Origin of the sequence: Klebsiella sp. w6, assembly GCF_033100215.1 — a bacterium.
Classification (GTDB): Bacteria; Pseudomonadota; Gammaproteobacteria; order Enterobacterales; family Enterobacteriaceae; genus Klebsiella; species Klebsiella variicola.
Genome location: NZ_CP136907.1, coordinates 1175661 through 1202595, shown reverse-complemented (window position 1 = coordinate 1202595; position 26935 = coordinate 1175661). Strand labels below are relative to the sequence as shown.

Genomic DNA, 26935 nt, shown 5'->3' with positions numbered 1-26935 from the left:
GTGATTTACTGCACTGCCACAATACGGTCGTCTTTCACCACCAGCTCGACAGCTTTCCCCGGAACCAGCTCACCGGAAAGGATCTGCTGGGCTAACGGGTTCTCAATCTGCTGCTGAATAGCGCGTTTCAGTGGCCGCGCGCCGTATACCGGATCGTAACCGTTGGCGCTCAGCAACTTCAGCGCCTCATCGGACATCCGCACTTCATACCCACGCTCTTCCAGGCGTTTATACAAACGCTGCAGCTGGATCTGGGCAATAGAAGCAATGTGTTTCTCACCCAGAGGATGGAAGACCACCACTTCGTCGATACGGTTAATAAACTCCGGACGGAAGTTCTGGCTTACCACTCCCAGTACCAGATCCTTCATATGACCGTAGTCCAGTTCGCCAAACCGTTCCTGAATCAGATCGGAACCGAGGTTCGAGGTCATGATGACCACCGTATTACGGAAGTCGACCGTTCTCCCCTGCCCGTCGGTCAGACGCCCGTCGTCGAGTACCTGCAGCAGAATGTTGAACACATCCGGGTGCGCTTTTTCCACTTCATCCAGCAGAATGACGGAATAAGGACGACGACGCACCGCCTCGGTCAGGTAACCACCCTCTTCATAGCCGACGTATCCCGGAGGCGCACCGACCAGACGCGAGACGGAGTGTTTCTCCATAAACTCGGACATATCGATACGCACCATCGCGTCGTCGCTGTCGAACATAAAGTTAGCCAGCGTTTTACACAGCTCGGTTTTACCGACCCCGGTTGGACCGAGGAACAGGAACGAACCAATCGGCCGGTTCGGATCGGATAGCCCAGCGCGGCTACGGCGAATGGCGTTCGATACCGCTTCAACCGCCTCATCCTGGCCAATCACCCGATGATGCAGCTCCTGCTCCATACGCAGCAGTTTGTCGCGCTCGCTTTCCATCATCCGGGAGACAGGGATACCGGTCCAGCGGGCCAGCACTTCGGCGATCTCAGCATCCGTCACTTTATTACGCAGCAGACGCATGGTTTTCCCTTCGGACTGAGTGGCAGCCGCCAGCTGTTTCTCCAGTTCCGGAATTTTGCCGTACTGCAGCTCGGACATCCGCGCCAGATCGCCGACGCGACGCGCCTGTTCGATAGCGATTTTCGCCTGTTCCAGCTCGGCTTTAATAGTCTGGGTGCCGGAGAGAGAGGCTTTTTCCGCTTTCCACTCTTCTTCCAGTACCGAGTACTGACGCTCTTTATCCGCCAGCTCCTCGTTGAGCATATCGAGACGTTTCAGGCTCGCTTCATCAGACTCTTTCTTCAGCGCCTGCTGTTCCAGTTTCAGCTGGATAATACGTCTATCGAGACGGTCCAGCTCTTCCGGCTTGGAGTCGATCTGCATACGAATGCTGGACGCCGCCTCATCGATAAGGTCGATGGCTTTATCCGGCAGCTGACGGTCGGCAATATAGCGATGCGACAAGGTCGCCGCCGCGACAATCGCCGGGTCAGTGATCTGCACGTGGTGGTGCAGCTCGTAACGTTCTTTCAGGCCACGCAGAATAGCGATGGTATCTTCTACCGTCGGCTCGGCGACGAACACTTTCTGGAAGCGACGTTCCAGCGCGGCGTCTTTTTCGATGTACTGACGGTATTCATCAAGCGTTGTCGCCCCGACGCAGTGCAGTTCACCACGCGCCAGCGCCGGCTTCAGCATGTTACCCGCATCCATCGCGCCGTCGGCTTTACCAGCGCCCACCATGGTATGCAGTTCGTCGATAAACAGAATGACGTTGCCTTCCTGTTTTGACAGGTCAGTCAGCACGCCTTTCAGACGCTCTTCAAACTCACCGCGGTATTTCGCCCCGGCCACCAGCGCCCCCATATCCAGCGCCAATACCCGACGGCCTTTCAACCCTTCTGGTACTTCGCCGTTGACGATACGCTGCGCCAGTCCTTCGACGATTGCCGTTTTACCCACCCCGGGTTCACCAATCAGTACCGGGTTGTTTTTGGTACGACGCTGCAGTACCTGGATGGTACGGCGAATCTCTTCATCACGGCCGATCACCGGATCCAGCTTGCCCTGCTCGGCTCGCTCGGTCAGATCGACGGTAAATTTCTTCAATGCCTGACGTTGGTCTTCGGCACCCTGATCGTTCACGCTTTCACCTCCGCGCATTTGTTCAATCGCCTGAGTCACGTTGGCGGTTGTTGCTCCGGCGGATTTTAAAAGGTCGGTCAGCGTACCGCGCGATTCAAGCGCCGCCAGAACGAACAGTTCCGACGAAATAAAGTTGTCCTTTTTCTTTTGCGCCAGCTTGTCGCAAAGGTTCAGGATCCGCACTAAATCCTGAGAAGGTTGTACATCGCCGCCGGTGCCTTCCACCTGCGGTAAACGGCTCAAGGCCTGCTCGATGTCAGTGCGTAGTTTCCCGGCATTGACGCCCGCCGAGGTTAATAAAGGACGTACCGATCCCCCTTCCTGATTCAGTAAGGCGCTCATTAAATGAAGAGGTTCGATGAATTGGTTGTCGTGCCCGAGTGCGAGTGACTGGGCATCGGCAAGAGCAAGCTGGAATTTATTGGTAAGACGATCCAGACGCATAACTCCTCCCATAAACAGGTCAAATTTGCTACTGGAGATTAAATGAGGTCATCCCTCAATTATTCAAGGTTAAAGACCTGAACTATGCGAAAAATAAGTTTGCCTTCTGGATCGTCTTGATTCTCTAGGTTATATCAGCCAAATGAAACTTGCCATACGACCGGTGGTCTTGTCGCGCCGGTAAGAGAAAAAATCATCCTTTTCGCTTAGCGTGCAGCGATCGCCGCCGAAAATCTGCTCAACGCCGACGTTTGCCAGACGCTGCCGAGCCAGTTGATAGATATCAGCAAAATATTTCTCGCCTGCCGGACGAAAAGCCCGGTGCGCGTTCTCGTCTTTCGCCATAAAGGCATCCCGGACTTCCGGCCCCACCTCAAATGCCTGCGGACCAATGGCAGGGCCCAGCCACGCCATCATGTTTTCGGCTTTATCGGCGAAACGGGCGACCGTCTCTTCCAGAACCCCTTCGCATAAGCCGCGCCATCCCGCATGCGCCGCGGCGACTTCGGTGCCGTCGCGGTTACAGAACAGGACCGGCAGGCAGTCGGCGGTCATCACCGCACAGACGGTGCCGGGCGCACGACTATAAGAAGCATCTGCGCGTTTCGATGGATAGGGTCCGCCGTCCAGCGTCAGAACATCGGTGCCATGAACCTGCTCCAGCCAAACCGGGTAAGACGGCAAGCCACCGGCGGCAAACATCCGCCGCCGGTTTTCTTCAACATGCTGCAGATTGTCTCCGCAATGGGCGCCCAGGTTGAGCGAGTCATAGGGCGGCAGACTCACGCCGCCAATGCGGGTCGAACTACAGGCCGCCACGCTGCGGGGCATCGGCCACTGCGGTACAATCAGTTTAGTCATAACCAGTCAATATCGTCCTTATGGGCTTCAAAATCGGCACGCATCGCCTCGATGAGCTCGACCATATCCTGTGGGATGGGCGCGTGCCACTCCATTTCAATGCCGGTGATCGGGTGATACAGACGCAACATCGTGGCGTGCAGCGCCTGACGGTCGAATTTACGCAACGCGGTGATGAACTCCTCCGACGCGCCCTTCGGCGGGCGCGGCCGGCCGCCATATACCTGGTCACCCACCAGCGGATGGGTGATATGCGACATATGCACACGGATCTGGTGCGTACGACCGGTTTCCAGGCGCAGGCGCAGGCGGGTATGGATGCGGAAATGTTCCATAATCCGGTAGTGGGTCACCGCCGGTTTGCCCATCGGATGCACCGCCATATGGGTACGTTTTGTCGGATGACGACTGATCGGCTCTTCCACTGTGCCACCGGAAGTCATGTGGCCGATGGCCACCGCTTCATACTCGCGAGTGATCTCGCGCAGCTGCAGCGACTCCACCAGCCGGGTTTGTGCCGGAATGGTTTTCGCCACCACCATCAGACCGGTGGTGTCTTTATCCAGACGGTGCACGATCCCCGCGCGCGGCACATCGGCAATCGGCGGATAGTAGTGCAGCAGCGCATTCAGCACAGTACCGTCAGGGTTGCCCGCGCCAGGATGCACAACCAGATCGCGCGGTTTGTTAATCACGAGGATGTCATCATCTTCGTAAACGATATTGAGCGGAATATCCTGCGGCTGGAAGCGCGCCTCTTCTTCGATTTCGACATCGATAGCGATGTGCTCTCCCCCCAGCACTTTTTCTTTCGGCTTATCGCCAATGTTGCCATTGACTAATACGCGTTGGTCCAGGATCCATTCTTTTATCCGCGATCGCGAATAATCAGGGAACAATTCGGCCAAAGCCTGATCTAAGCGTTGACCGAGTTGATTTTCGGTCACCGTTGCGGTGAGTTGTACTCGTTGTGCCATATACAGCTTCTTCGTTTAACGTTGGGTTTTACGGCTTTGCCGTTTAATATAGTGTGCTATTGTAGCTGGTCTTAATCGGGAGCAGGAACAGAGATTCTCCCGCATAAACATTTTGAGGAAGTCAAAACGTCATGACGCGCATGAAATACCTGGTGGCAGCCGCCACACTGAGCCTGGCTTTGGTGGGTTGCTCCGGCTCTAAGGAAGAGGTGCCTGATAATCCGCCGAATGAAATCTACGCGACCGCCCAGCAAAAACTGCAGGACGGTAACTGGAAACAGGCGATAACGCAACTGGAAGCGTTGGATAACCGTTATCCATTCGGCCCTTATTCCCAACAGGTACAGCTGGATCTGATTTATGCGTATTACAAAAACGCCGATCTGCCGCTGGCTCAGGCGGCCATCGATCGCTTCATGCGTTTGAACCCCACCCACCCGAATATCGATTACGTCATCTATATGCGCGGCCTGACCAACATGGCCCTGGATGACAGCGCCCTGCAGGGCTTCTTTGGTGTCGATCGCTCTGACCGCGATCCACAGCACGCGCGCGATGCCTTCAATGACTTCTCCAAACTGGTGCGTGGTTACCCGAACAGCCAGTACGCCACTGACGCCTATAAACGTATGGTGTTCCTGAAAGATCGCCTGGCCAAATATGAGCTGTCGGTCGTGGATTACTACACCGACCGTGGCGCATGGGTTGCCGTCGTGAACCGCGTGGAAGGTATGATGCGTAACTATCCGGATACCCAGGCCACCCGCGATGCCCTGCCGAAGATGGAAAACGCCTATCGTCAGATGCAAATGAACGCCCAGGCGGACAAAGTCGCGAAGATAATCGCCGCGAACAGCAAGAACACCTGAGTCTGATTCATGGATCGCAAACGGCAGCCACTGGCTGCCGTTTTTTTATACTTTATCCCGTCAAGCTGAAGCGGTTTAGCGCCGGGTTAACTCATCAAATATGGCCTGCTTTACCGGGTTCGACAAGTAAAATCTCACTTCTTCCTGCCCTGTCTCACAAAATGAATTCGTTGACAAAAAGTGACAATAAAATGTGATTTAGATCACGCTTTTTGACATTGGGAAAGGTATGCTGGATTCACCAAGACGGGAAAGACAAGAGGTAAAATTTATGACAATGAACATTACCAGTAAACAAATGGAAATTACTCCGGCAATCCGCCAGCATGTCGCAGACCGTCTCGCCAAACTGGATAAGTGGCAAACTCATTTAATCAACCCGCACATCATTCTGTCTAAGGAGCCGCAGGGTTTTATCGCTGATGCAACCATCAATACGCCAAACGGTCATCTGGTTGCCAGTGCGCGTCATGAAGATATGTACGCCGCCATTAACGAATTGATCAACAAGCTGGAACGGCAGCTGAATAAAGTGCAACACAAAGGGGAAGCCCGCCGCGCCGCAACATCGGTGAAAGAGGCAGGCTTTGTGGAAGAAGAAGAGTAATCCTTAACTTAAGTTGTGTCATGCCACGCGCCTTCGGGCGCGTTTTTTATTGACAGAATGAAAACAGTACAGGTACTGTAATCCCCACTACCTCAAGGAATTTACCATGAAACGTGTCCCGTTCTTCTTCGCATTCTTTTTTACCTTCCCCTGACCGGGAGGCAATTCGTCGTATAAGAAAGAATGCGAAGACGAACAATAAGGCCTCCCACCCGGGAGGCCTTTTTTATTTGATAACAACAAAGGCAACATCTATGACCGAGGAAAACCCATTACTGGCGCTGCGCGATAAGATAAGCGCACTGGACGAGAAACTGCTTGCTCTGCTGGCGGAGCGCCGCGGGCTGGCTGTTGAGGTTGGTAAAGCCAAACTGGCCTCTCACCGTCCAGTGCGTGATATTGACCGCGAACGCGATCTGCTGGAGCGTCTGATGACCATCGGCAAGCGCCATAATCTGGATGCGCACTACATCACCCGCCTGTTCCAGCTGATCATCGAAGACTCCGTCCTGACCCAACAAACCCTGCTGCAGCAGCATCTGAATAAAATTAATCCGCATTCGGCCCGCGTGGCCTTCCTTGGCCCTAAAGGCTCTTATTCGCATCTGGCGGCGCGTCAGTACGCCGCTCGCCATTTTGAGCAGTTTATTGAGAGCGGCTGCGCGAAGTTCGCCGATATTTTTAATCAGGTAGAGACCGGCCAGGCCGATTACGCCGTGGTGCCGATTGAAAACACCAGCTCTGGCGGGATCAACGACGTCTACGATCTGCTGCAGCACACCAGCCTGTCGATCGTTGGCGAGCTGACGATCCCTATCGATCATTGCGTGCTGGTTAGCACCTCGACGGATGCCGATAAAATTCAGACCGTCTACAGCCATCCGCAGCCGTTCCAGCAGTGCAGCCAGTATCTGAGCCGCTACCCGCACTGGAAGATTGAATATACCGAGAGCACCTCGGCGGCAATGGAAAAAGTGGCGCAGGCGAACTCCCCGGCCGTTGCGGCACTGGGCAGCGAAGCGGGTGGCGCCCTGTATAGCCTGCAGGTGCTGGAGCACTGCCAGGCCAACCAGACGCAGAACATCACGCGCTTCCTCGTCCTGGCGCGCAAAGCGGTGAACGTCTCCGATCAGGTTCCGGCCAAGACCACGCTGTTAATGGCGACCGGTCAGCAGGCGGGCGCCCTGGTGGAAGCCCTGCTGGTGCTGCGCAACCACAATCTGATCATGACCAAACTGGAATCTCGCCCGATCCACGGCAATCCCTGGGAAGAGATGTTTTATCTCGATATTCAGGCCAACCTGGACTCGCTGCCCATGCGCAAGGCATTAAAGGAGCTGGCGGAAATCACCCGCTCCATGAAGGTCCTCGGTTGCTACCCCAGCGAAAACGTGGTGCCAGTGGATCCGGTTTAACGTTCGCGGAACGGTAATTTCTTCATCCCTGCCACCGCAACCGGCAGGGTGAAGATGGTGCCTGACAGCGGGTACTTCGCCAGCTCATCGTCCTCCATGTTTTCCCGGGTTGTGGTGATATAGAGCGTTTTCATATCCGCCCCACCGAAGCAGACCATTGTCGGACAACGAACCGGCATCGGGTAAGTCTCCAGCTCCTCGCCCTGCGGCGAGAAACGAGCAATCCGCCAGCCGTCAAACATCGCGCTCCAGTAACAGCCCTCCACATCGATCGCCGCCCCGTCAGGGATGCCTTCGCCCGGCTGGAAACGGCGAAACACCTCGCGTCGTCCAGGCTCACCCTGTTCATCCAGCGGCGTACGGTAGATCACGGCGTTCGGCGTATCAGAGGTATACATCCAGCGCTGGTCGGCGCTAAACGCCAGACCGTTGGCGCCATGGATATCACACTGGATCACTTTCGGCTTCAGGTCATTATCGACTCGCATCAGCAGCGCGCCGTTGTAATCCCCCGGCCCCCAGAAGGTGCCGGCATAAAAACGCCCCTCGCGATCGGTCCCACCATCGTTAAACCGCGCCAGCTCCGGATTGCTCGGATTATCACAGACTTTCCGCCGCAGCAGGCCGTGGGCGTCGGTCAGCCAGATGCCACTGCGTAATGCAACGATAAATCCGCCCTTCTCACGCAGGGAGAAACAGCCGACCTCCTCCGGAAACTGCAGCACCTGGTGTTCGCCGCTGCGGGTATCGTAGCGGTGGATTTCACACTCCATGATATCGGCCCAGTAGAGGGCCTGTTCAGCCTCGCTCCAGGTCGGGCATTCCGGCAGGTATCCGGTGTAGTCAAACAGCGGTTGTGGTTCAGCCATCGTTGTCATCCCTATAAAAAAAGCCAGCGGTCGCTGGCTTTATTGTATACATCTTTTTCGCTTTACTGCCGATTATCGTTCGCCTGACGCAGCAGCGTGCGGCTCTCGCTCTGGAAACGCTGAGCGTAATCGCCAAACCAATGTTCGACTTTACGGAAGCTGTCGATAAACGCCTGCTTATCGCCCTGCTCCAGCAAGCCAATCGCTTCGCCGAAACGCTGGTAATAGCGCTTAATCAGCGCCAGGTTATTTTCCGATGACATAATAATGTCGGCGTACAGCTGCGGATCCTGGGCAAACAGGCGCCCCACCATCGCCAGCTCCAGCCGGTAAATAGGTGACGAAAGCGCCAGCAGTTGCTCAAGACGCACATTCTCTTCTGCCAGGTGCAGACCATAGGCGAAGGTGGCAAAGTGGCGCAGCGCCTGAATAAACGCCATGTTCTGATCGTGCTCAACGGCGCTGATGCGGTGCAGCCGCGCGCCCCAAACCTGAATTTGTTCGAGGAACCACTGATAGGCCTCCGGCTGGCGGCCATCACAATAGACCACCACCTGCTTCGCCAGGCTGCCGCTGTCCGGACCGAACATCGGGTGCAGGCCAAGAACCGGGCCCTGATGCGCTGCCAGCATCGCCTGCAGCGGCTCCGCTTTCACCGAGGCAAGGTCAACCAGAATGCAATCCGCCGGCAGCGGCGGCAGCCTGCCGATCGTCTCCACGGTGGTGTGAATCGGTACGCTGACGATGACCATGCCGGCATCGGCGACGATATCCGCCGCCCGGGCCCAATCGTCTTTTTCCAGAATACGCACCTGGTAGCCGGACAGCGTTAACATCTTCTCAAACAGACGCCCCATCTGCCCGCCGCCGCCGACGATGACCACCGGCCGCAGATTCGGGTGCAGGGTTTTGAAGCCTTTGTCGTTTTCGCTGGAATAGGATTCCCGCATCACGCGACGCAGAACATCCTCGATCAGATCCGGCGGTACGCCGAGCGCAGCCGCCTCTTCACGCCGGGAGGCAAGCATCGCCGCCTCGCGCTCCGGGACGTAAATCGGCAGACCATACTGGCTCTTCACCTCGCCGACTTCGGCCACCAGTTCCAGACGCTTAGCCAGCAGGCTAAGCAACGCTTTATCCACTTCATCAATTTGATCGCGTAACGCGGTCAGTTCAGCAACCATACTTTCCTCTTACACCAAACGGGCCGCCAGATGGCCGCGGAGATCCTTATCCAGTTCACGCAGCAGCGCATCGGTGGTTTCCCAGCTGATGCAGGCATCCGTCACCGAAACGCCGTATTTCATCGTCTCACGCGGCTGTTCAGAGGACTGATTGCCTTCGTGGATATTACTCTCGATCATCAGGCCGATAATGGAGCGGTTGCCATCTTTGATCTGTGCGACAACGGATTCAGCCACGGCTGGCTGGCGGCGGAAATCTTTATTGGAGTTCCCATGACTGCAATCTACCATCAGCGACGGTTTCAGTCCCGCCTGCGCCATCTCTTTTTCGCATTTCGCCACATCTTCCGGACCGTAGTTCGGCGCCTTACCTCCGCGCAGGATCACATGGCCGTTCGGATTACCCTGCGTTTGCAGCAGGCAGACCTGCCCGGCCTGGTTGATGCCGACGAAACGGTGCGGCATCGCCGCGGCGCGCATGGCGTTGATGGCCGTCGCCAGACTACCGTCGGTACCGTTTTTAAAGCCGACCGGCATCGACAGGCCAGAGGCCATTTCGCGGTGCGTTTGTGATTCCGTGGTACGTGCGCCGATAGCGGACCAGCTGAACAGATCGCCAAGGTATTGCGGGCTGTTCGGATCCAGCGCTTCCGTCGCCAGCGGCAGTCCCATATTGACGAGCTCGACCAGCAGACGACGCGCAATCTTCAGGCCGCCTTCAACATCAAACGAACCATCCATGTGCGGATCGTTAATCAGCCCCTTCCAGCCGACAGTGGTACGGGGTTTTTCAAAGTAGACGCGCATCACCAGGTAGAGGCTATCGCTGACCTCTGCGGCAAGAGCTTTAAATCGACGAGCATATTCAATCGCGGCTTCCGGATCGTGGATCGAGCAAGGGCCGCAAACCACCAGCAGGCGCGGATCGCGGCCGGCGATAATATCGGAGATAGTCTCACGGGCAAGCGCAATCTGCGCTTCCTGTTCAACGCTTAGCGGGAATTCCGCCTTCAGTTGCTCCGGGGTCATTAACACATGTTCGTCGGTAATATGTACGTTATTCAGCGCGTCTTTTTGCATGATTGCGATCCTGTGTAGCTCGTTTGCGATAAAGGGTGCCTCAGCGGGCATGGCGTAACGATACCACACAAAGTAAAGAATTCAATCCATATTCCGTAAATTTTAATTTACACCAACAAATTAATTGCCACTTAACTCGACAAAATATGTACAAAAATGTTTACAAAGCCAAAATTCACAGCAAACTTGCGCGCTATCGCGATCGCGATTACGAAAAATCCTGGTGAGATTTGTCCCAAAGCAAAGGGCGCATGTAATGACGGGTTTTGTTAACAGTGGTATTCTGCGCCGGGCATCGGCAGCGGCTTTTCCCGCGCTATGGCGAATTTGACGGAAGCGTTAATGACAGTATTACACCGTCTTTTATTGACTGTATTTTTTCTCATCGCGGTATCTCCTGTTTTTGCTGCCGGACCTTCAGAACATGTTCGCGCTATTGTTTCCGGGATCGTGACCTACACTCGTTGGCCGGCATTAACAGGGGCGCCGAAGCTGTGCATTTTTGCCTCATCACGCTTCACCCATAGCCTGGCTCATGAAGATCCGGATGCCTTGCCCTATCAACCGGTGATAGTACGTAATAGTGAAGAAGCGTTAAAAACAACCTGCGATGGTTTTTATTTTGGCAGCGAATCGCCGACCCAACAGTCGGAATTAACTCGCCGCTATGGCCCGAAGCCGCTTTTACTCATCGCAGAACAAAATACGGATTGCTCCATTGGTAGCGCGTTTTGCCTGATCATCAACGACGACAGGGTCCGCTTCTCCGTTAATCTGGACGTTCTGACGCACAGCGGGGTCCGGGTTAACCCGGACGTCCTGATGCTTGCCCGGAAAAAACCACATGAATAAGGACTTTTCACAGACCGCGCGCCCGACATTTAAACGCGCGCTTCGTCGAATTAGCGTGATAAGCGTGGTGATCTCCATGACGCTGGTCTGGCTGCTGCTAAGCACAGCCTCAATCTTCACGCTCAAGCAGTATGCGCAGAAAAATCTAGAGCTCACTGCCGCGACCATGGGTCGCAGCCTCGAAGCCGCCCTGGTGTTTGGCGATAGCGCGGCGGCGGAGGAGACCCTTGCTTCGCTGGGGAAGCAAGGGCAGATTTCCCAGGCGATTGTACTCAACGGCCAGAAGCAGCACTTCGCCGCATGGCGCCATGAACCGCTGGCCAACAAAGAACAAGTGAGCGGCCTTATCAGTCAATGGCTGTTTCCGGAGCCCACGGTGCAGCCCATCTGGCACCAGGGCAAACAAATCGGCGAGCTGCGACTGACCGCGCTTGATGAACTGATCAGCCACTTTCTCGGTATCTCGATTCTGGTACTGACCGGCAGCATTCTGCTCGCCTCGTTCATCGCCCTGCTGCTGACCCACTCCCTGCACCGGGGGATCGTCACCGCCCTGCAGAGCATCACCGAGGTTGTGCACGATATTCGTGAAAACCGTCATTTCTCACGTCGGGTGCCCGAGGAGCGTATTGAGGAATTCCATCTTTTCGCCCAGGACTTTAACAGCCTGCTGGGGGAGATGGAGGACTGGCAGCGCCAGCTGCAGGCCAAGAATGCCCAGCTGTTGCGTAGCTCGCTTCATGACCCGCTGACCGGCCTGGCTAACCGCGCCGCCTTTCGCAACGCGCTCGCCGAACTGATGAAGAACGAGGTGGATCACCAGACCTCGGCATTACTGTTTCTTGACGGCGATAACTTCAAGCTGATCAATGACAACTGGGGGCACGCGGCAGGCGATAAAGTGCTGACGGAGGTCGCCAGCCGCCTGATGGCCTTCGCCGGAAAACGCCATCTGGCATGGCGTCTCGGCGGCGATGAGTTTGCCGTTCTGCTGCGTGAGGTGCGCTCGGAAGCCGAAGTGCAGGCTCTGTGCCAGGCGCTGTCGGAACAATTTCTTCCGCCATTCAACCTGCACAATGGCCATAGCGCCACGCTCTCGCTGAGCGTCGGTTATGCCCTGGCGTGGGAGCACGCCACCGCGGAATCACTGCAAGAACTTGCCGATCAGAATATGTATCGCATGAAAAACCAACGTATCCAGCAGACGCTGAAATAATAAAGGACTCATTATGCTCAGAAAATATTTCGTCCCCGCCCTGATGGCGGCGGCGCTTTTGACAGGTTGCCAGGCTCCTCAGGGAAAATTTACCCCCGAGCAGGTGGCGGCGATGAAATCTTACGGCTTCACTGAAAGCAATGGCGATTGGTCCCTGGGCTTATCCGATAGCATCCTGTTTGACAAGAATGACTACCGACTACGTCCCGACAGCCGCCAGCAGATCACCACGATGGCCTCGCGGCTGGCGGCGACCGGGATCACCCATAGCCGCCTTGAAGGCCACACCGATAATTACGGTGAGGATAGCTATAACGAAGCCCTGTCGCTTAAGCGCGCCAATAGCGTAGCCGATGCCTGGGCGGAAGGCGCCCATGTCCCGCGCAGTCATTTAGTCACCCGCGGCCTTGGCAAGAAATACCCGATCGCCAGCAACGACACGGCGGCCGGGCGCGCTGAAAACCGCCGGGTCACGGTGGTCATCAGCACGCCGTAAGCCTTCGCTTAATCGCTGGACTTCGCCATCCTCATTGCCGTTGCCGCGCGCCAGCGCAGGTAGTCAACGGCAATGAACAGCACCAGACTTGCCCCCATCAATGGCATGGCCAGACCCAGGGCTAACGCTATCCCCAGTACCAGCCCACGGGCAGGCCAGGCGAGCGACAGCCATGCCTGCAGCAGCGAATGCGCCGGATCCCAGACCGCCTGAGGCGGACGGCGGATCCACCACAGCCGGTAGCCCACGCCGATGGTGACGCACAGCGCGCAGCCGAACCCTACCAGCAGCAACTGATTCACCAGACCAAAGAGGACCCCCATGTGGAAATCGACGCCCCAGCGGGTGAGCTTCGCCATCAGCGGGAAGTCGGCGAACCGGGTGCGATCCACCACCTGCATCGTGGCGCCATCGATCGCCACCGCGTCCACCTGCGTCGGCCAGCGGCGGTCGATCTCATTTACCGTCCAGGCTCGTTCCTTCGAAACCGGCGGACGGATCTCCAGCCGGCTGGCGTTCAGCCCCGCCTGACGGGCCACCGCCAGTACCAGGTCAAACTGCGCTGGCTGCAGCACTGACTGATGCTGCATGGCCATCCCGTCCATATGATGCCCGGCGTGGGGATCGTGCGCCATCGGCGCCTCACCGTGCAGCAGGGTATTCACCTGCGGCGTCCACCAGCCGAAAGCCGCCCGCATTTTATCCACATTACCGCCAGCCCATTGCGACCAGGTCAGGCCGGTGGCGGAGAAGAGCAGCATGCCCAGCAGTAAGCCCCAGCCCAGCGTCACGTGCAACCGACGATGATTCTGCAGGACGTTATTGATCCGCCGTTTTGGACGTGTCATCGCCCACAGGGCAATGCCACCCAGCGCGGCAACCCACATCCATGAGGCAGCCAGTTCGCTGTATAACCTCCCGCTGTCGCCCAGCAGTAGCGAACGATGCGCATAATCAATCCACTGGCGCAGCGGCAGGATGCCGCTGGTACCGTAGACCGTCATATCGCCCTTCACCCGTAGCGAGATCGGATCGACGAAAATGGCCCGGGATTCTGACTCGCCCAGGCTCGGGTCAACAAACATAATCCGGGTGGTCTCCCCCATCGCGGGGGCCGGCCGCACCGCCAGCAGCCGCAGATTACCCTGGGTCGCTTCTTCCGCCACTGCAATCTGGGCGCTGAGCGGCTGCGGGGTCCCGTCGGCAAGGCCATGCAGCGCGTCGTGATAGAGCCAGTTTTCCAGCTGCGGCGTCGCCACGTACAGCGTGCCGGTCAGGGCAGCGACAAAGATAAACGGTCCGATAAACAGTCCGATGTAGAAATGGAGGCGACGCAGCAGGTTTAACCATGCCGCGCGCGAGGTGCAGGTTGTCATACTCTTCCTTTTTTAAAGCAAAAGAGGTTATTGCGCCGTGCGCAGATTGATTTTTATTAAAGGGAAAAAGCAGACAGCCGCGGCGGGGCGCGGGTTTCAGGGTAGAGCCAGGGGAAGTAGTGCCAGTGTTTTAATACCGGGCGAGAAGCCGGCAGGCGAATACGCCGCAGGAGCATGGCGACGAACAGCGCCAGCGCGAAAAGCAGCCCCGGGACATGGGCTAACAGCACGCAATAGCCACACGCTTCGGCATGGTCCAGCGGCAGTTCGTGTCCGGTATGCGTGGCGCCGTCTGTGCTATGCATCATCGCCATCTCGTGCTCGGGCATTTGCGCCATGCTCGCGGACGAGCTGTCCATCATCATGGCGTGATGCATGCCGGGCATCGCGCTCATGGGGTCTTTTTGCAGGGAGATGGAGATCAGGGGGGCCACGACGATCAACAGGATCGCCAACAGTGCCAGCCAGGCGGCTCGCCGTTTAGGTGTCGTTTGCTGGAAACTGTTGCTGACCACCGCCCCTCCGAATAGAGGGCGTATTGTAAATGATTTACATCACGATGGTTACAACAAAGATAAAAAAAGGGCCAGCCATCTGGCCAGCCCTTCTGTCAGGATGTCGCGAAAGCGAATCTTAGTTAAGACGCTCTTTGATACGAGCAGACTTACCAGTACGCTCACGCAGGTAGTACAGTTTAGCTTTACGTACAGCACCACGACGTTTAACAGCAATGCTGTCAACTACCGGAGAGTGAGTCTGGAAGACACGCTCAACGCCTTCGCCGTTGGAAATTTTGCGAACAGTGAATGCAGAGTGCAGACCGCGGTTACGAATAGCGATAACCACGCCCTCGAATGCCTGCAGACGTTTTTTGGAACCTTCAACAACCCATACTTTCACTTCCACGGTATCACCCGGACGGAAGGAAGGTACGTCCTGCTTCATCTGTTCTTGTTCAAGTTGCTTAATAATGTTGCTCATAATTTAATCTCTTATCCTGGGTAAACTGATATTGGGGGCTCACGCCTGCCCATCATGTTTATGCTGCTGTTGCGCGTGTTCGCTTTTGAACTGCGCCAGCAACTTTGCTTGCTCTTCAGTCAGAGCCAGGTTTTCCAGAAGTTCAGGTCTTCTAAGCCAGGTGCGGCCCAGCGACTGCTTCAGACGCCAGCGACGTATCTCAGCATGGTTTCCCGACAGCAATACTGGCGGTACTTCCATCTCTTCTAACACTTCAGGACGGGTATAGTGCGGGCAATCCAGCAACCCATCAGCAAAGGAATCTTCCGTTGCCGAAGCTTCATGGCCCAGTACTCCCGGAATGAACCGGGAAACGGAGTCAATCAGCGTCATTGCCGGTAACTCACCACCGCTGAGAACGTAATCGCCGATTGACCATTCTTCGTCAATTTCGGTTTGGATTACGCGCTCGTCTATCCCTTCGTAGCGACCGCACACCAGAATCAGTTTCTGATTCGTTGCCAGTTCGCTGACGCCCGCTTGATCAAGCTTGCGTCCCTGAGGTGACAGATAAATCACCTTCGCGCCTTCACCTGCCGCGGCTTTTGCTGCATGAATAGCATCCCGTAAAGGTTGCACCATCATTAGCATCCCCGGTCCGCCGCCGTAAGGACGATCGTCCACGGTACGGTGCCGGTCATGAGCGAAGTCGCGAGGACTCCAGCTTTCGATGCTCAGCAGGCCATTTTTTACTGCCCGGCCAGTTACCCCGTAATCGGTAATTGCGCGGAACATTTCAGGAAACAGGCTAATTATGCCAATCCACATAGCGCCGTCTTTTACCGTTTATCCGGAGAATTTAAAAACCAGGATCCCAATCTACTTCGATAGTACGCGTAGTGAGATCGACTTTCTTGATAACCTGCCCATCGAGGAACGGAACCAACCGCTCCTTGATGCCAAATGCATCTTTCAGGTTTGCCTTGATGACGAGTACGTCATTAGACCCGGTTTCCATCATATCAATGACTTTACCGAGGCTATAGCCTTCCGTTGTCACTACCTGGCAGCCCATCAGGTCTTTCCAGTAGTAGTCACCCTCTTCCAGCTCCGGCAACTGCGATGAATCCACGATAATTTCGCAATTAGTCAGTAGATTCGCGGCATCACGATCGTCAACGCCTTTCAGCTTGATGATGATGTCCTGATTGTGGTGGCGCCAGCCTTCCAGCTCAACAACCTGCCACTGACCCGCCTTCTGGATTAACCAGGGCTGATAGTCAAAAATGCTTTCGGCGTCTTCGGTGGAGGAAAACACTCTGAGCCAACCACGGATACCGTAGGAAGAACCCATTTTCCCCAATACGATCGGATCAACAGGTGCTTGTGCGGTGTGTTGCTTGCTCATCATGACCACCGTGACAGATTAAGCTGCTTTGTTAGCGGCTTTGATCAGCGCGGCAACGCGATCGGAAACAGTAGCGCCCAGGCCAACCCAGTGAGCGATACGATCCAGATCCAGGCGAGTTTCTTCTTCCGCGCCGCTAGCGATCGGGTTGAAGAAACCAACGCGCTCGATGAAGCGACCGTTGCGTGCATTACGGCTGTCGGTGACAACAACCTGGTAGAACGGACGCTTTTTAGCGCCGTGACGTGCTAAACGAATAGTTACCATAACATCCTCTTGTGTGAATAAAACAACCGGGCCCCATCGAGGAACGGAGCCCGGTGTCATATTAAAAGCCCGAAAATTTTACTGATTTCTGGGGAAAATGCAATCAGCATCTTGGTACTGAGCATTAAACAAGGGATAGAAGGCGTATATCGGTGCAGCTAGTTTAGTTCCGGCGTGCGCGCAGAAAGCGGAGCGTACACGTAGTACGTGAGCATTTCGAGCACACCCCGGAGCTAAAATGGCAAACAAGATAGCCTTATACCCTTGTTTTTAGCGGCCCGGGAAGCCTGGCGGCATCATCCCTTTCATCCCACGCATCATCTTCATCATGCCGCCTTTCGACTTCATCTTCTTCATCATGCGCTGCATGTCGTCGAACTGCTTGAGCAGACGGTTCACATCCTGCACCTGCATCCCGCAGCCGGCGGCGATACGGCGCTTACGTGAACCTTTGATGATTTCCGGTTTGGCGCGCTCTTTCAGGGTCATCGAGTTGATGATGGCTTCCATACGCACCAGCACTTTGTCGTCCATCTGCGCTTTCACGTTGTCCGGGATCTGGCCCATACCCGGCAGCTTGCCCATCAGGCTGGCCATACCGCCCATGTTTTTCATCTGACGCAGCTGCTCAAGGAAGTCGGTCAGATCGAAACCGTCACCTTTCTTCAGTTTGGAGGCCAGCTTCTCGGCCTGCGCGCGGTCAACTTTGCTCTCGATATCTTCGATCAGCGACAGCACGTCGCCCATGCCGAGGATACGGGAAGCGACGCGGTCCGGATGGAACGGCTCCAGCGCTTCGGTTTTCTCGCCGACGCCGAGGAATTTAATCGGCTTGCCGGTGATATGGCGAATCGACAGCGCCGCGCCGCCGCGGGCGTCGCCGTCCACTTTGGTCAGCACCACGCCGGTCAGCGGCAGCGCTTCGTTAAAGGCCTTCGCGGTATTCGCCGCATCCTGGCCGGTCATCGCATCGACGACAAACAGGGTTTCAACCGGATTAATGGCGGCGTGGACGTGCTTGATTTCGTCCATCATCGCTTCGTCAACGTGCAGACGACCGGCGGTATCCACCAGCAGCACGTCGTAGAATTTGAGTTTCGCTTCTTTCAGCGCCGCATTGACGATATCCACCGGCTTCTGGCCGACGTCAGACGGGAAGAAATCGACGCCGACCTGCTCAGCAAGGGTTTCCAGCTGTTTGATCGCCGCCGGGCGGTAAACGTCCGCGGAAACGACCAGCACTTTCTTCTTGTGCTTCTCGCGCAGGAATTTCCCCAGCTTACCGACGCTGGTGGTTTTACCGGCACCTTGCAGGCCCGCCATCAGCACCACGGCCGGCGGCTGCGCGGCCAGGTCGAGCGTCTGGTTCTCTTCGCCCATCGCCGCCACCAGCTCGTTGCGGACGATTTTGACGAACTCCTGACCCGGGGTCAGGCTTTTATTGACTTCATGGCCGACCGCGCTCTCTTTCACGCGGCTGATGAAATCACGAACCACCGGAAGCGCAACGTCCGCTTCCAGCAGCGCCATGCGCACTTCGCGCAGGGTGTCTTTAATATTGTCTTCTGTAAGGCGTCCGCGGCCGCTAATGTTGCGCAGCGTACGCGACAAACGATCGGTTAAATTATCAAACATTGTCTCTCGCCTGAGGTGGAAACGGTCGGTCGCCGCAGCGACACACAAAACGAATGTGGCGGAGTATAACACGACATCAATCTGAATGTGCTGCAACGGTTGGAGCAGAGGCCTGCTGACGTTATACTGCTTCTCTTTCTTATTTAGCCAACAGCCGACACCTATGCCTGTTTTTGCTCTACTCGCCCTTGTCGCCTACTCCGTCAGCCTCGCGCTGATTATCCCCGGCTTGCTGCAAAAAAACAGCAGCTGGCGGCGAATGGCGATTTTATCTGCGACTATCGCGTTGATCTGCCATGCTTTTGCGCTGGAAGCACGGATATTCCCCGGCGGCGAGAGCGGGCAAAACCTCAGCTTACTGAACGTCGGGTCGCTGGTCAGCCTGATGATCTGTACGGTGATGACTATCGTGGCCTCGCGCAATCGCGGCTGGCTGCTGCTGCCTATCGTCTATGCCTTCGCACTGATCAATCTGGCCTTCGCCACTTTCGTGCCTAACGAATATATCACCCACCTGGAAACCACCCCGGGGATGCTGGTGCATATCGGCCTGTCGCTCTTCTCGTACGCCACGCTGATCATCGCCGCGCTGTATGCGCTGCAGCTGGCGTGGATCGACTACCAGTTAAAGAATAAAAAGCTGGCCTTCAGCAGCGAAATGCCGCCGCTGATGAGCATCGAGCGCAAAATGTTCCACATCACCCAGGTCGGCGTGGTGCTGCTGACTCTGACGCTGTGCAGCGGCCTGTTCTATATGCACAATCTGTTCAGCAGCGAAAACATTGATAAAGCGGTGCTGTCGATTATTGCGTGGTTCGTCTATATCGTTCTGCTGTGGGGCCACTATCATGAAGGGTGGCGCGGACGTCGCGTGGTCTGGTTCAGCGTCGCTGGCGCCGGTCTGCTGACGCTGGCCTATTTTGGTAGCCGCGTGCTGCAGCAGTTCGTGAGCTAAGTCTTTTAAGGAATCCTACGTGGAACATATCTCCACCACCACGCTGATCATAACGCTGATCGTCATGGTGATTATCTCTGCCTATTTCTCCGGCTCCGAAACCGGCATGATGACGCTGAACCGCTATCGGCTGCGTCATATGGCGAAACAAGGCAACCGCCCCGCCAAGCGCGTGGAGAAGCTGCTGCGCAAGCCGGACCGCCTGATTAGCCTCGTGCTCATCGGCAATAACCTCGTCAACATTCTCGCCTCGGCGCTGGGCACCATCGTCGGCATGCGCCTGTACGGCGACGCCGGCGTCGCGATCGCCACTGGCGTGCTCACCTTTGTGGTACTGGTATTTGCCGAGGTGCTGCCGAAGACCATCGCCGCGCTCTATCCGGAAAAGGTCGCCTACCCCAGCAGCTTCCTGCTGGCGCCCCTGCAGGTGCTGATGATGCCGCTGGTGTGGCTGCTGAATACCATCACCCGCATGCTGATGCGCATGATGGGCATCCGCACCGATACCGTCATCAGCAGCGCTTTGAGCAAAGATGAACTGCGCACGATTGTGAATGAATCCCGTTCACAAATCTCCCGGCGCAACCAGGATATGCTGCTGTCGGTCCTGGATCTGGAAAAAGTCAGCGTTAACGACATCATGGTGCCGCGCAATGAGATTGTCGGCATCGACATCAATGATGACTGGAAATCTATCGTCCGCCAGCTGACCCACTCGCCGCATGGCCGCATCGTGCTCTACCGCGATTCACTGGACGATGCCATCAGCATGCTGCGCGTTCGCGAAGCCTACCGTCTGATGACGGAGAAGAAAGAGTTCACAAAAGAGATCATGCTGCGGGCGGCAGATGAGATCTACTTTGTTCCGGAAGGGACGCCGCTCAGCACCCAGTTGGTGAAATTTCAGCGCAATAAAAAGAAAGTCGGTCTGGTGGTCGATGAATACGGCGATATTCAGGGGCTGGTCACCGTCGAAGATATTCTTGAAGAGATTGTCGGCGACTTCACCACCTCCATGTCACCCACCCTGGCGGAGGAAGTGACCCCGCTTAACGACGGCACGGTGATTATCGACGGCAGCGCCAACGTTCGCGAAATCAACAAAGCGTTTAACTGGCACCTGCCGGAAGATGAAGCGCGCACCGTCAACGGTATCATCCTCGAAGCGCTGGAAGAGATCCCGGTCCCGGGCACCCGCGTGCGCATTGAGCAGTACGATATAGATATCCTCGACGTGCAGGACAACATGATCAAACAGGTGAAAGTGATGCCGGTGAAATCATTACGCGAGAGCGTCGCGGAGTAGCGCGAGCGAAGGAATTAACATCACGGTGGGCTGCGGCCCGCCGTTTTTTTATCTCGCGCCGGGAGCGGTGGCATAAAAAAACGGCCGCCCGCGGGCAGCCGTTGAGCAATGCAGCAGACGTTATTTCGCTTTCGCTACCGTCACCATCGCGGCGCGAATAGTACGGCCGTTCAGGGTATAACCTTTCTGCATCACGGCCAGCACGTTGCCCGCCGCCACGTCTTCAGATTCGACCATCGCAATGGCCTGGTGGACGTTCGGATCCAGCGGAACGTTGGTGTCGGCGATCACTTCCACGCCGAACTTACGCACCACGTCCAGCATGGATTTCAGGGTCAGTTCGATCCCTTCCACCATCGGCGCCAGGTCCGGATTAGCCTTGTCGGCCACTTCCAGCGCGCGGTCCAGGCTGTCGATCACCGGCAGCAGTTCATTGACGAATTTTTCCAGCGCGAATTTGTGCGCTTTCTCGATATCCTGCTCGGTACGGCGACGCAGGTTATCTTCGTCGGCTTTGGCACGCAGCATCACTTCACGTTCACGTTTCTGCGCTTCAGCCAGCTGGGCTTCCAGATTCGCAATTTTTTCATCGCGCGGATCCACCTGCTCAGCCGAAACTTCAGGCTCTACTGCCTCAACGTCGTCGTGCTGCTCCGTGATAATTTCTTCCGGGGCTTGCCCCTCAGGCGTTTTCTGTTCTTTACTACTCATGAATTTCTCCGCGTTTTTTTCGCATTCATCTCGCTAACTTCGCTTATTATGGGGATCAGTTTCCGGGTTTCAAGGGAAGCGGACAGATTGTCACTATTTCATTTAACGCAAGGACATCCAGATCATGAAGAACCATTTCAAGTGTATCGGCATTGTGGGACATCCTCGTCACCCCACCGCCCTGACCACACATGAAATGCTCTGGCGCTGGCTGTGCAGCAAAGGGTATGAAGTGCTGGTTGAACAGCAGATCGCCCATGAACTTCAGCTCAGCAACGTGAAAACCGGCACGCTGGCGGAGATTGGCCAACAGGCCGACCTCGCGGTGGTGGTGGGCGGCGACGGCAATATGCTCGGCGCGGCGCGGACCCTGGCCCGTTACGACATTAACGTCATCGGCATTAACCGCGGCAACCTCGGCTTTCTCACCGACCTTGACCCGGACAACGCCCTGCAGCAGCTCGCCGACGTGCTGGAAGGCCACTACATCGCCGAGAAACGCTTTCTGCTGGAGGCCCAGGTGTGCCAGCAGGATTGCCAGAAACGCATCAGCACCGCCATCAACGAAGTAGTGCTGCACCCCGGCAAAGTGGCGCATATGATTGAGTTCGAAGTCTATATCGACGAAGTCTTTGCGTTCTCTCAGCGCTCTGATGGCCTGATAATCTCCACCCCGACCGGCTCCACCGCTTATTCATTGTCGGCCGGCGGCCCGATCCTCACGCCGTCGCTGGACGCTATCACCCTGGTGCCGATGTTCCCGCACACCCTTTCAGCGCGACCGCTGGTGATCAATGGCGACAGTACTATCCGCCTGCGCTTCTCTCATCGCTGCAGCGATCTGGAGATCAGCTGCGACAGCCAGATTGCCCTGCCGATTCAGGATGGCGAAGACGTTCTCATTCGCCGCTGTGATTATCACCTCAATCTGATTCACCCTAAAGATTACAGCTATTTCAATACATTAAGCACCAAGCTCGGCTGGTCGAAAAAATTGTTCTGATTTACATCGCTGCCTCTTTACTGGATAAAAAACCAGTCTATACTGTACGAAAACACAGTATTGGTTTTTCATACAGGAAGGCAGCTATGTTGGCGCAACTCACCATCAGTAATTTTGCTATCGTTCGTGAACTGGAAATTGATTTCCACAGCGGTATGACCGCCATCACCGGGGAAACCGGCGCCGGGAAATCCATTGCCATCGACGCGCTGGGGCTGTGCCTCGGCGGCAGAGCGGAAGCCGACATGGTGCGTCGCGGCGCCACCCGCGCCGACCTGTGCGCGCGCTTCGCGCTGAAAGATACTCCGGCCGCCCAGCGCTGGCTGGAAGAGAACCAGCTGGAGAGCGGGCGTGAGTGTTTACTTCGTCGGGTGATCAGCGCTGACGGCCGCTCTCGCGGCTTTATCAACGGTACCGCCGTCCCGCTCTCTCAGCTGCGCGAGCTGGGCCAGCTGCTGATCCAAATCCACGGCCAGCATGCGCACCAGCTGTTGACCAAACCCGAACACCAGAAAACGCTGCTCGACGGCTATACCGGTGAGTATGCGCTCACTCAGCGCATGGCCGAGCATTACCGCCAGTGGCACCAGAGTTGCCGCGAGCTGGCCCTGCACCAGCAGCAGAGCCAGGAGCGCGCCGCCCGCGCCGATCTGCTGCAGTACCAGCTTAAAGAGCTGAACGAATTTAACCCGCTGCCGGGAGAATTCGAGCAGATTGACGAAGAGTACAAGCGTCTGGCCAACAGCGGCCAGCTGCTCAGCACCTGCCAGCACGCCCTGACGGTACTGGCGGACGGCGAAGAGGCCAATCTGCAGAGCCTGCTTTATACCGCGAAGCAGCTGGTCAGCGAGCTGGTGGGTATGGACAGCAAGCTTTCCGGCGTGCTGGATATGCTGGAAGAGGCGGCCATTCAGCTCAGCGAGGCCAGCGACGAGCTGCGCCACTATCACGACCGTCTGGATCTCGATCCGAACCGTCTGTTCGAACTTGAGCAGCGGATTTCCCGGCAAATCGCGCTGGCGCGTAAACACCAGGTAATGCCGGAAGAGCTGCCGGCGGTTTATCAGGCGATGCTGGAAGAGCAGCGTCTGCTGGACGATAGCGCCGGCTCGCTGGAATCCCTCAGCCAGCAGGTGGTCGAACATCATCAGCTGGCGCTGGAGACCGCGCGTCAGCTGCACGCCCTGCGCCAGGCCAGCGCCGACGAGCTGACCCAGCTTATCACCGAGAGTATGCACTCACTTTCGATGCCGCACGGGATCTTCGCGATTGAGGTCGCTTTCGATGAACGCCATCTCACCGCCGACGGCGCCGATCATATTGAGTTCCGCGTCACCACTAACCCCGGTCAGCCGCTGCAGCCGATCGCCAAAGTTGCCTCCGGCGGCGAACTGTCGCGTATTGCGCTGGCGATTCAGGTGATCACCGCGCGTAAAATGGAAACCCCGGCGCTGATCTTCGACGAAGTGGACGTCGGCATCAGCGGCCCGACCGCCGCCGTGGTCGGCAAGCTGCTGCGTCAGCTGGGCGAGTCCACGCAGGTGATGTGTGTGACCCACCTGCCGCAGGTTGCGGGCTGCGGCCACCATCATTTCTTTGTCTGCAAAGAGACCGATGGCGAGATGACCGAAACCCATATGCAGCCGCTGGATAAGCGCGCTCGTCTGCAGGAGCTGGCTCGCCTGCTGGGCGGCAGCGAGGTCACGCGCAACACCCTGGCGAACGCGAAAGAGTTGCTTGCGGCGTAAACTTTTTGATTTTCACAGGGTCATAGTGAACAGCAAATTGCCTGCTGACCTGCAGCCGGAGGTTTCCATCGGCGCGAAGGTCTATTATTATCGGCATATTACAGATGAGCCACGTACTGCTCGGGCCCAAAAAGGAATCAAATCACTATGCGCTGTAAAACGCTGACTGCTGCCGCAGCGGTTCTTCTTATGTTGACCGCAGGCTGTTCCACTCTGGAACGAGTGGTTTACCGTCCTGACATCAACCAGGGTAACTATCTGGCACCTAACGATGTAGCGAAAATTCGTGTCGGTATGACGCAACAGCAGGTTGCTTATGCTCTCGGAACGCCAATGATGTCGGATCCGTTCGGCACCAACACCTGGTTCTATGTATTCCGTCAGGAGCCGGGCCACGAGAAAGTGACTCAGCAGACCCTGACCCTGACGTTCAACAGCGGCGGCGTGTTAACTAACATTGATAACAAGCCCGCGCTGACCAGTCAGTAAGGCCCGGAAAAGCAAAAAGCGCTCAGTGAGCGCTTTTTTTATGGCTGATAGCCGGTCTGCTGCTGTGGGTTACTTCGCAGCGCTTTTCTCTGCCCGCTGGCGACGCAGCTCTTTCGGGTCTGCGATCAGCGGGCGATAGATTTCGACCCGGTCGCCGTCGTGAACTTCGTCATGCAGCTTAACCGGACGACTGTAGATACCCAGCTTGTTCTTCGCCAGATCGATATCATCACGCAAGGCCAATAGCCCGCTGGCGATAATCGCCTGCTCGACCGTCGCTCCCTCGTCCAGGGTGACTCGCTGCAAATACTGCTTTTCAGGCAGCGCATAAGCGACCTCAACACGAATATTAGCTGGCACTGTAGACCTCTTTGGCGCGCGAAGTGAACGCCTGCACCATGTTGGCGGCCAGTTCCTTGAAGACCCGACCAAAGGCCATCTCAATCAGCTTATTGGTAAATTCAAAATCGAGATGGAATTCGATTTTGCACGCCTCGGGGCTCAGCGGAATAAACTTCCAGCCGCCAATCAGCTTCTTGAACGGGCCATCCACCAGGCTCATCAAAATGCTCTGGTTGCTGGTCAGTGTATTCCGGGTCGTGAAGGTCTTACTGATGCCGGCTTTGGACACATCAACCGCCGCCGTCATTTGCGTCGGCCCGAATTCCAGCACGCGGCTACCGGTGCAGCCTGGCAGAAAATCAGGATAGGACTTCACATCGTTTACCAGTTGATACATCTGTTCCGCGCTGAAAGGCACCAGCGCAGTACGGCTAATCTGAGGCATAGCAGGTTCCACATTTAAACACAGTGCAAATAATATCATTTATCTGCTGCTAAAAAAAACGCTGTGCCGCAACTCGTGCTAAGATGCGCAGTACACCTCGCAGGATGCGATCGAGGTAACTGTGTATAAGACGATGACTTCAGGACATTATGACTAAGAAAAAAGCCCACAAACCTGGATCAGCCACCATTGCGCTGAATAAACGCGCCCGTCACGAATACTTTATCGAAGATGAATACGAGGCTGGTCTCGCCCTGCAGGGCTGGGAAGTCAAATCCCTGCGTGCAGGCAAAGCCAACATCGGCGATAGTTATGTCATCCTGAAGGATGGCGAAGCCTTCCTGTTCGGCGCCAACTTTACGCCCATGGCCGTGGCTTCCACCCACTATGTGTGCGACCCGACGCGCACTCGTAAGCTGCTGCTTAACCAGCGCGAACTCGACACGCTGTACGGCCGCATTAACCGCGAAGGTTATACCGTTGTCGCCCTGTCGCTGTACTGGAAGAACGCCTGGTGCAAAGTGAAAATCGGCGTCGCCAAAGGTAAGAAACAGCACGACAAGCGTACCGACCTGAAGGATCGTGAATGGGCGCTGGATAAGGCGCGGATTATGAAGCACGCCGGACGCTAACCCCCTCCCCTGAGGGCCAGCTCTCGCTGGCCCTTACGCTATATCCTTGTTGATGCTGCTTTTTCATCCACCCCGTTGAAACAATCCTGCGTAATGGGGCTGGTAACGACATTCACAAATCTGTTATACTTGACCTACACATTGGGGCTGATTCTGGATTCGACGGGATTTGCGAAACCCAAGGTGCATGCCGAGGGGCGGTTGGCCTCGTAAAAAGCCGCAAAAAATAGTCGCAAACGACGAAAACTACGCTTTAGCAGCTTAATAACCTGCTCTGAGCCCTCTCTCCCTAGCTTCCGCTCTTAAGACGGGGATCAAAGAGAGGTCAAACCCAAAAGAGATCGCGTGGATGCCCTGCCTGGGGTTGAAGCGTTAAATCTAATCAGGCTAGTTTGTTAGTGGCGTGTCTGTCCGCAGCTGGCAAGCGAATGTAAAGACTGACTAAGCATGTAGTGCCGAGGATGTAGGAATTTCGGACGCGGGTTCAACTCCCGCCAGCTCCACCAAAATTCTCCATCGGTGATTACCAGAGTCATCCGATGAAGTCCTGAAAGCCCGCACGGCGCAAGCCCTGCGGGCTTTTTTGTGCCTTGAATTTATCCCGCGAAGTCCGAAGAGAACTCATTAAATCCGAACCTTTTAGGCCCATTGAT

29 protein-coding genes, 1 other RNA gene and 1 other annotated feature are annotated in these 26935 nt (G+C 56.1%); of the genes, 14 read left to right on the top strand and 16 right to left on the bottom strand.

Annotation, left to right across the window (positions count from 1 at the left end):
- Positions 1-5 precede the first annotated feature (5 nt).
- From clpB to rluD, 3 genes are all read right to left on the bottom strand, one after another.
- Positions 6-2579, bottom strand: a complete 2574-nt coding sequence (gene clpB / locus R0140_RS05935; protein WP_008806080.1) for an ATP-dependent chaperone ClpB — start codon at positions 2577-2579, stop codon at positions 6-8.
- 129 nt (positions 2580-2708) lie between these two features.
- Positions 2709-3440, bottom strand: a complete 732-nt coding sequence (gene yfiH / locus R0140_RS05930) for a purine nucleoside phosphorylase YfiH (RefSeq protein WP_032740839.1) — start codon at positions 3438-3440, stop codon at positions 2709-2711.
- On the bottom strand, positions 3437-4417 hold the full coding sequence (gene rluD / locus R0140_RS05925) for a 23S rRNA pseudouridine(1911/1915/1917) synthase RluD (protein WP_008806082.1): 981 nt from the start codon (positions 4415-4417) through the stop codon (positions 3437-3439). The genes yfiH and rluD overlap by 4 nt, the downstream gene beginning before the upstream one ends.
- A 131-nt stretch (positions 4418-4548) precedes the next feature.
- Between rluD and bamD the strand changes: the two genes are divergently transcribed.
- From bamD to pheA, 4 genes are all read left to right on the top strand, one after another.
- Positions 4549-5286, top strand: coding sequence for an outer membrane protein assembly factor BamD (bamD, locus tag R0140_RS05920; RefSeq protein ID WP_004145664.1), 738 nt, complete (start codon positions 4549-4551; stop codon positions 5284-5286).
- A gap of 271 nt (positions 5287-5557) precedes the next feature.
- A complete protein-coding gene (gene raiA / locus R0140_RS05915; RefSeq protein WP_002914111.1) occupies positions 5558-5893 on the top strand; it encodes a ribosome-associated translation inhibitor RaiA in 336 nt (111 codons plus the stop codon).
- Positions 5894-5998: 105 nt separating this feature from the next.
- Positions 5999-6123, top strand: a sequence feature (Phe leader region).
- Complete coding sequence (pheL, locus tag R0140_RS05910) at positions 6000-6047, top strand: pheA operon leader peptide PheL (RefSeq protein WP_100632159.1); 48 nt, start codon at positions 6000-6002, stop codon at positions 6045-6047. Its footprint overlaps the feature before it by 48 nt.
- 24 nt (positions 6124-6147) lie before the next feature.
- Positions 6148-7308: a bifunctional chorismate mutase/prephenate dehydratase gene (gene pheA, locus R0140_RS05905; protein ID WP_012540845.1), complete on the top strand. Its 1161-nt coding sequence runs from the start codon at positions 6148-6150 to the stop codon at positions 7306-7308.
- On the opposite strand, the gene R0140_RS05900 is transcribed toward pheA, so the two are convergent.
- The 3 genes from R0140_RS05900 to aroF form a co-directional block, all read right to left on the bottom strand.
- The gene (locus R0140_RS05900; protein WP_012967424.1) at positions 7305-8177 is read right to left on the bottom strand and encodes an SMP-30/gluconolactonase/LRE family protein; all 873 of its coding nucleotides are present in this window, start codon (positions 8175-8177) and stop codon (positions 7305-7307) included. The genes pheA and R0140_RS05900 overlap by 4 nt on opposite strands.
- Before the next feature lie 62 nt (positions 8178-8239).
- The gene (gene tyrA / locus R0140_RS05895) at positions 8240-9361 is read right to left on the bottom strand and encodes a bifunctional chorismate mutase/prephenate dehydrogenase (RefSeq protein ID WP_008806085.1); all 1122 of its coding nucleotides are present in this window, start codon (positions 9359-9361) and stop codon (positions 8240-8242) included.
- Positions 9362-9370: 9 nt separating this feature from the next.
- Complete coding sequence (aroF, locus tag R0140_RS05890; protein ID WP_317703955.1) at positions 9371-10441, bottom strand: 3-deoxy-7-phosphoheptulonate synthase AroF; 1071 nt, start codon at positions 10439-10441, stop codon at positions 9371-9373.
- Between the two features lie 342 nt (positions 10442-10783).
- On the opposite strand from aroF, the gene R0140_RS05885 reads away from it, so the two are divergent.
- The 3 genes from R0140_RS05885 to R0140_RS05875 are packed head-to-tail and all read left to right on the top strand — an operon-like array spanning position 10784 to position 13005.
- On the top strand, positions 10784-11293 hold the full coding sequence (locus tag R0140_RS05885) for a regulatory sequestration protein YfiR (RefSeq protein ID WP_012540842.1): 510 nt from the start codon (positions 10784-10786) through the stop codon (positions 11291-11293).
- Complete coding sequence (gene dgcN / locus R0140_RS05880; protein ID WP_008806088.1) at positions 11286-12509, top strand: diguanylate cyclase DgcN/YfiN; 1224 nt, start codon at positions 11286-11288, stop codon at positions 12507-12509. The genes R0140_RS05885 and dgcN overlap by 8 nt, the downstream gene beginning before the upstream one ends.
- A gap of 13 nt (positions 12510-12522) precedes the next feature.
- Positions 12523-13005 carry an OmpA family protein gene (locus tag R0140_RS05875; protein WP_008806089.1) on the top strand — a complete coding sequence of 161 codons (483 nt, stop codon included), beginning with the start codon at positions 12523-12525 and terminating at the stop codon, positions 13003-13005.
- 8 nt (positions 13006-13013) lie between these two features.
- Here R0140_RS05875 and R0140_RS05870 read toward each other — a convergent pair whose 3' ends face one another.
- The 7 genes from R0140_RS05870 to ffh all read right to left on the bottom strand — a co-directional run bounded on the left by R0140_RS05870 (position 13014) and on the right by ffh (position 18651).
- Positions 13014-14381 carry a PepSY-associated TM helix domain-containing protein gene (locus R0140_RS05870; protein WP_008806090.1) on the bottom strand — a complete coding sequence of 456 codons (1368 nt, stop codon included), beginning with the start codon at positions 14379-14381 and terminating at the stop codon, positions 13014-13016.
- A 56-nt stretch (positions 14382-14437) separates the two neighbouring features.
- On the bottom strand, positions 14438-14896 hold the full coding sequence (locus tag R0140_RS05865; RefSeq protein WP_032740840.1) for a DUF2946 domain-containing protein: 459 nt from the start codon (positions 14894-14896) through the stop codon (positions 14438-14440).
- Between the two features lie 118 nt (positions 14897-15014).
- Positions 15015-15362: a 50S ribosomal protein L19 gene (rplS, locus tag R0140_RS05860; RefSeq protein ID WP_002914145.1), complete on the bottom strand. Its 348-nt coding sequence runs from the start codon at positions 15360-15362 to the stop codon at positions 15015-15017.
- Between the two features lie 39 nt (positions 15363-15401).
- The gene (trmD, locus tag R0140_RS05855; RefSeq protein WP_008806092.1) at positions 15402-16169 is read right to left on the bottom strand and encodes a tRNA (guanosine(37)-N1)-methyltransferase TrmD; all 768 of its coding nucleotides are present in this window, start codon (positions 16167-16169) and stop codon (positions 15402-15404) included.
- A gap of 31 nt (positions 16170-16200) precedes the next feature.
- A complete protein-coding gene (gene rimM, locus R0140_RS05850) occupies positions 16201-16749 on the bottom strand; it encodes a ribosome maturation factor RimM (RefSeq protein WP_008806093.1) in 549 nt (182 codons plus the stop codon).
- Between the two features lie 18 nt (positions 16750-16767).
- Complete coding sequence (gene rpsP / locus R0140_RS05845; RefSeq protein WP_012540839.1) at positions 16768-17016, bottom strand: 30S ribosomal protein S16; 249 nt, start codon at positions 17014-17016, stop codon at positions 16768-16770.
- 270 nt (positions 17017-17286) lie between these two features.
- Complete coding sequence (gene ffh / locus R0140_RS05840; protein ID WP_002914152.1) at positions 17287-18651, bottom strand: signal recognition particle protein; 1365 nt, start codon at positions 18649-18651, stop codon at positions 17287-17289.
- A 163-nt stretch (positions 18652-18814) separates the two neighbouring features.
- On the opposite strand from ffh, the gene R0140_RS05835 reads away from it, so the two are divergent.
- Both R0140_RS05835 and R0140_RS05830 read left to right on the top strand, forming a co-directional pair.
- Positions 18815-19606, top strand: coding sequence for a cytochrome C assembly family protein (locus tag R0140_RS05835; protein ID WP_002914153.1), 792 nt, complete (start codon positions 18815-18817; stop codon positions 19604-19606).
- 19 nt (positions 19607-19625) lie between these two features.
- A complete protein-coding gene (locus tag R0140_RS05830; protein WP_012540838.1) occupies positions 19626-20912 on the top strand; it encodes an HlyC/CorC family transporter in 1287 nt (428 codons plus the stop codon).
- Between the two features lie 120 nt (positions 20913-21032).
- On the opposite strand, the gene grpE is transcribed toward R0140_RS05830, so the two are convergent.
- On the bottom strand, positions 21033-21623 hold the full coding sequence (gene grpE, locus R0140_RS05825) for a nucleotide exchange factor GrpE (protein WP_008806096.1): 591 nt from the start codon (positions 21621-21623) through the stop codon (positions 21033-21035).
- A gap of 124 nt (positions 21624-21747) precedes the next feature.
- Here grpE and nadK point away from each other — a divergent pair, with 124 nt between their 5' ends.
- The 3 genes from nadK (at position 21748) to bamE (ending at position 24863) form a co-directional block, all read left to right on the top strand.
- Positions 21748-22626: an NAD(+) kinase gene (nadK, locus tag R0140_RS05820; protein ID WP_002914158.1), complete on the top strand. Its 879-nt coding sequence runs from the start codon at positions 21748-21750 to the stop codon at positions 22624-22626.
- Between the two features lie 86 nt (positions 22627-22712).
- A complete protein-coding gene (recN, locus tag R0140_RS05815; RefSeq protein ID WP_012540837.1) occupies positions 22713-24374 on the top strand; it encodes a DNA repair protein RecN in 1662 nt (553 codons plus the stop codon).
- 147 nt (positions 24375-24521) lie between these two features.
- Complete coding sequence (gene bamE, locus R0140_RS05810) at positions 24522-24863, top strand: outer membrane protein assembly factor BamE (protein ID WP_008806098.1); 342 nt, start codon at positions 24522-24524, stop codon at positions 24861-24863.
- A 69-nt stretch (positions 24864-24932) separates the two neighbouring features.
- Here bamE and R0140_RS05805 read toward each other — a convergent pair whose 3' ends face one another.
- Positions 24933-25223, bottom strand: coding sequence for an RnfH family protein (locus tag R0140_RS05805; RefSeq protein ID WP_004145682.1), 291 nt, complete (start codon positions 25221-25223; stop codon positions 24933-24935).
- Complete coding sequence (locus tag R0140_RS05800; RefSeq protein ID WP_008806099.1) at positions 25213-25650, bottom strand: type II toxin-antitoxin system RatA family toxin; 438 nt, start codon at positions 25648-25650, stop codon at positions 25213-25215. The genes R0140_RS05805 and R0140_RS05800 overlap by 11 nt, the downstream gene beginning before the upstream one ends.
- A gap of 149 nt (positions 25651-25799) precedes the next feature.
- On the opposite strand from R0140_RS05800, the gene smpB reads away from it, so the two are divergent.
- Both smpB and ssrA read left to right on the top strand, forming a co-directional pair.
- Entirely contained in the window at positions 25800-26282 is a 483-nt protein-coding gene (gene smpB / locus R0140_RS05795) for an SsrA-binding protein SmpB (protein WP_002914164.1), read from the top strand.
- Between the two features lie 143 nt (positions 26283-26425).
- Positions 26426-26788, top strand: a transfer-messenger RNA (tmRNA) gene (gene ssrA / locus R0140_RS05790).
- The last annotated feature ends 147 nt before the right edge of the window (positions 26789-26935 follow it).

Bases quoted from the DNA above. Each gene is read 5' to 3' on its own strand.
- R0140_RS05885 (WP_012540842.1), top strand. From the start codon at position 10,784: ATGACAGTATTACACCGTCTTTTATTGACTGTATTTTTTCTCATCGCG.
- yfiH (WP_032740839.1), bottom strand. From the start codon at position 3,440: ATGACTAAACTGATTGTACCGCAGTGGCCGATGCCCCGCAGCGTGGCG.
- bamE (WP_008806098.1), top strand. From the start codon at position 24,522: ATGCGCTGTAAAACGCTGACTGCTGCCGCAGCGGTTCTTCTTATGTTG.
- rplS (WP_002914145.1), bottom strand. From the start codon at position 15,362: ATGAGCAACATTATTAAGCAACTTGAACAAGAACAGATGAAGCAGGAC.
- ffh (WP_002914152.1), bottom strand. From the start codon at position 18,651: ATGTTTGATAATTTAACCGATCGTTTGTCGCGTACGCTGCGCAACATT.
- grpE (WP_008806096.1), bottom strand. From the start codon at position 21,623: ATGAGTAGTAAAGAACAGAAAACGCCTGAGGGGCAAGCCCCGGAAGAA.
- rimM (WP_008806093.1), bottom strand. From the start codon at position 16,749: ATGAGCAAGCAACACACCGCACAAGCACCTGTTGATCCGATCGTATTG.
- R0140_RS05875 (WP_008806089.1), top strand. From the start codon at position 12,523: ATGCTCAGAAAATATTTCGTCCCCGCCCTGATGGCGGCGGCGCTTTTG.
- bamD (WP_004145664.1), top strand. From the start codon at position 4,549: ATGACGCGCATGAAATACCTGGTGGCAGCCGCCACACTGAGCCTGGCT.
- smpB (WP_002914164.1), top strand. From the start codon at position 25,800: ATGACTAAGAAAAAAGCCCACAAACCTGGATCAGCCACCATTGCGCTG.
- R0140_RS05870 (WP_008806090.1), bottom strand. From the start codon at position 14,381: ATGACAACCTGCACCTCGCGCGCGGCATGGTTAAACCTGCTGCGTCGC.
- R0140_RS05835 (WP_002914153.1), top strand. From the start codon at position 18,815: ATGCCTGTTTTTGCTCTACTCGCCCTTGTCGCCTACTCCGTCAGCCTC.
- tyrA (WP_008806085.1), bottom strand. From the start codon at position 9,361: ATGGTTGCTGAACTGACCGCGTTACGCGATCAAATTGATGAAGTGGAT.
- raiA (WP_002914111.1), top strand. From the start codon at position 5,558: ATGACAATGAACATTACCAGTAAACAAATGGAAATTACTCCGGCAATC.
- rluD (WP_008806082.1), bottom strand. From the start codon at position 4,417: ATGGCACAACGAGTACAACTCACCGCAACGGTGACCGAAAATCAACTC.
- pheA (WP_012540845.1), top strand. From the start codon at position 6,148: ATGACCGAGGAAAACCCATTACTGGCGCTGCGCGATAAGATAAGCGCA.
- recN (WP_012540837.1), top strand. From the start codon at position 22,713: ATGTTGGCGCAACTCACCATCAGTAATTTTGCTATCGTTCGTGAACTG.
- R0140_RS05800 (WP_008806099.1), bottom strand. From the start codon at position 25,650: ATGCCTCAGATTAGCCGTACTGCGCTGGTGCCTTTCAGCGCGGAACAG.
- R0140_RS05900 (WP_012967424.1), bottom strand. From the start codon at position 8,177: ATGGCTGAACCACAACCGCTGTTTGACTACACCGGATACCTGCCGGAA.
- dgcN (WP_008806088.1), top strand. From the start codon at position 11,286: ATGAATAAGGACTTTTCACAGACCGCGCGCCCGACATTTAAACGCGCG.
- aroF (WP_317703955.1), bottom strand. From the start codon at position 10,441: ATGCAAAAAGACGCGCTGAATAACGTACATATTACCGACGAACATGTG.
- nadK (WP_002914158.1), top strand. From the start codon at position 21,748: ATGAAGAACCATTTCAAGTGTATCGGCATTGTGGGACATCCTCGTCAC.
- clpB (WP_008806080.1), bottom strand. From the start codon at position 2,579: ATGCGTCTGGATCGTCTTACCAATAAATTCCAGCTTGCTCTTGCCGAT.
- rpsP (WP_012540839.1), bottom strand. From the start codon at position 17,016: ATGGTAACTATTCGTTTAGCACGTCACGGCGCTAAAAAGCGTCCGTTC.
- trmD (WP_008806092.1), bottom strand. From the start codon at position 16,169: ATGTGGATTGGCATAATTAGCCTGTTTCCTGAAATGTTCCGCGCAATT.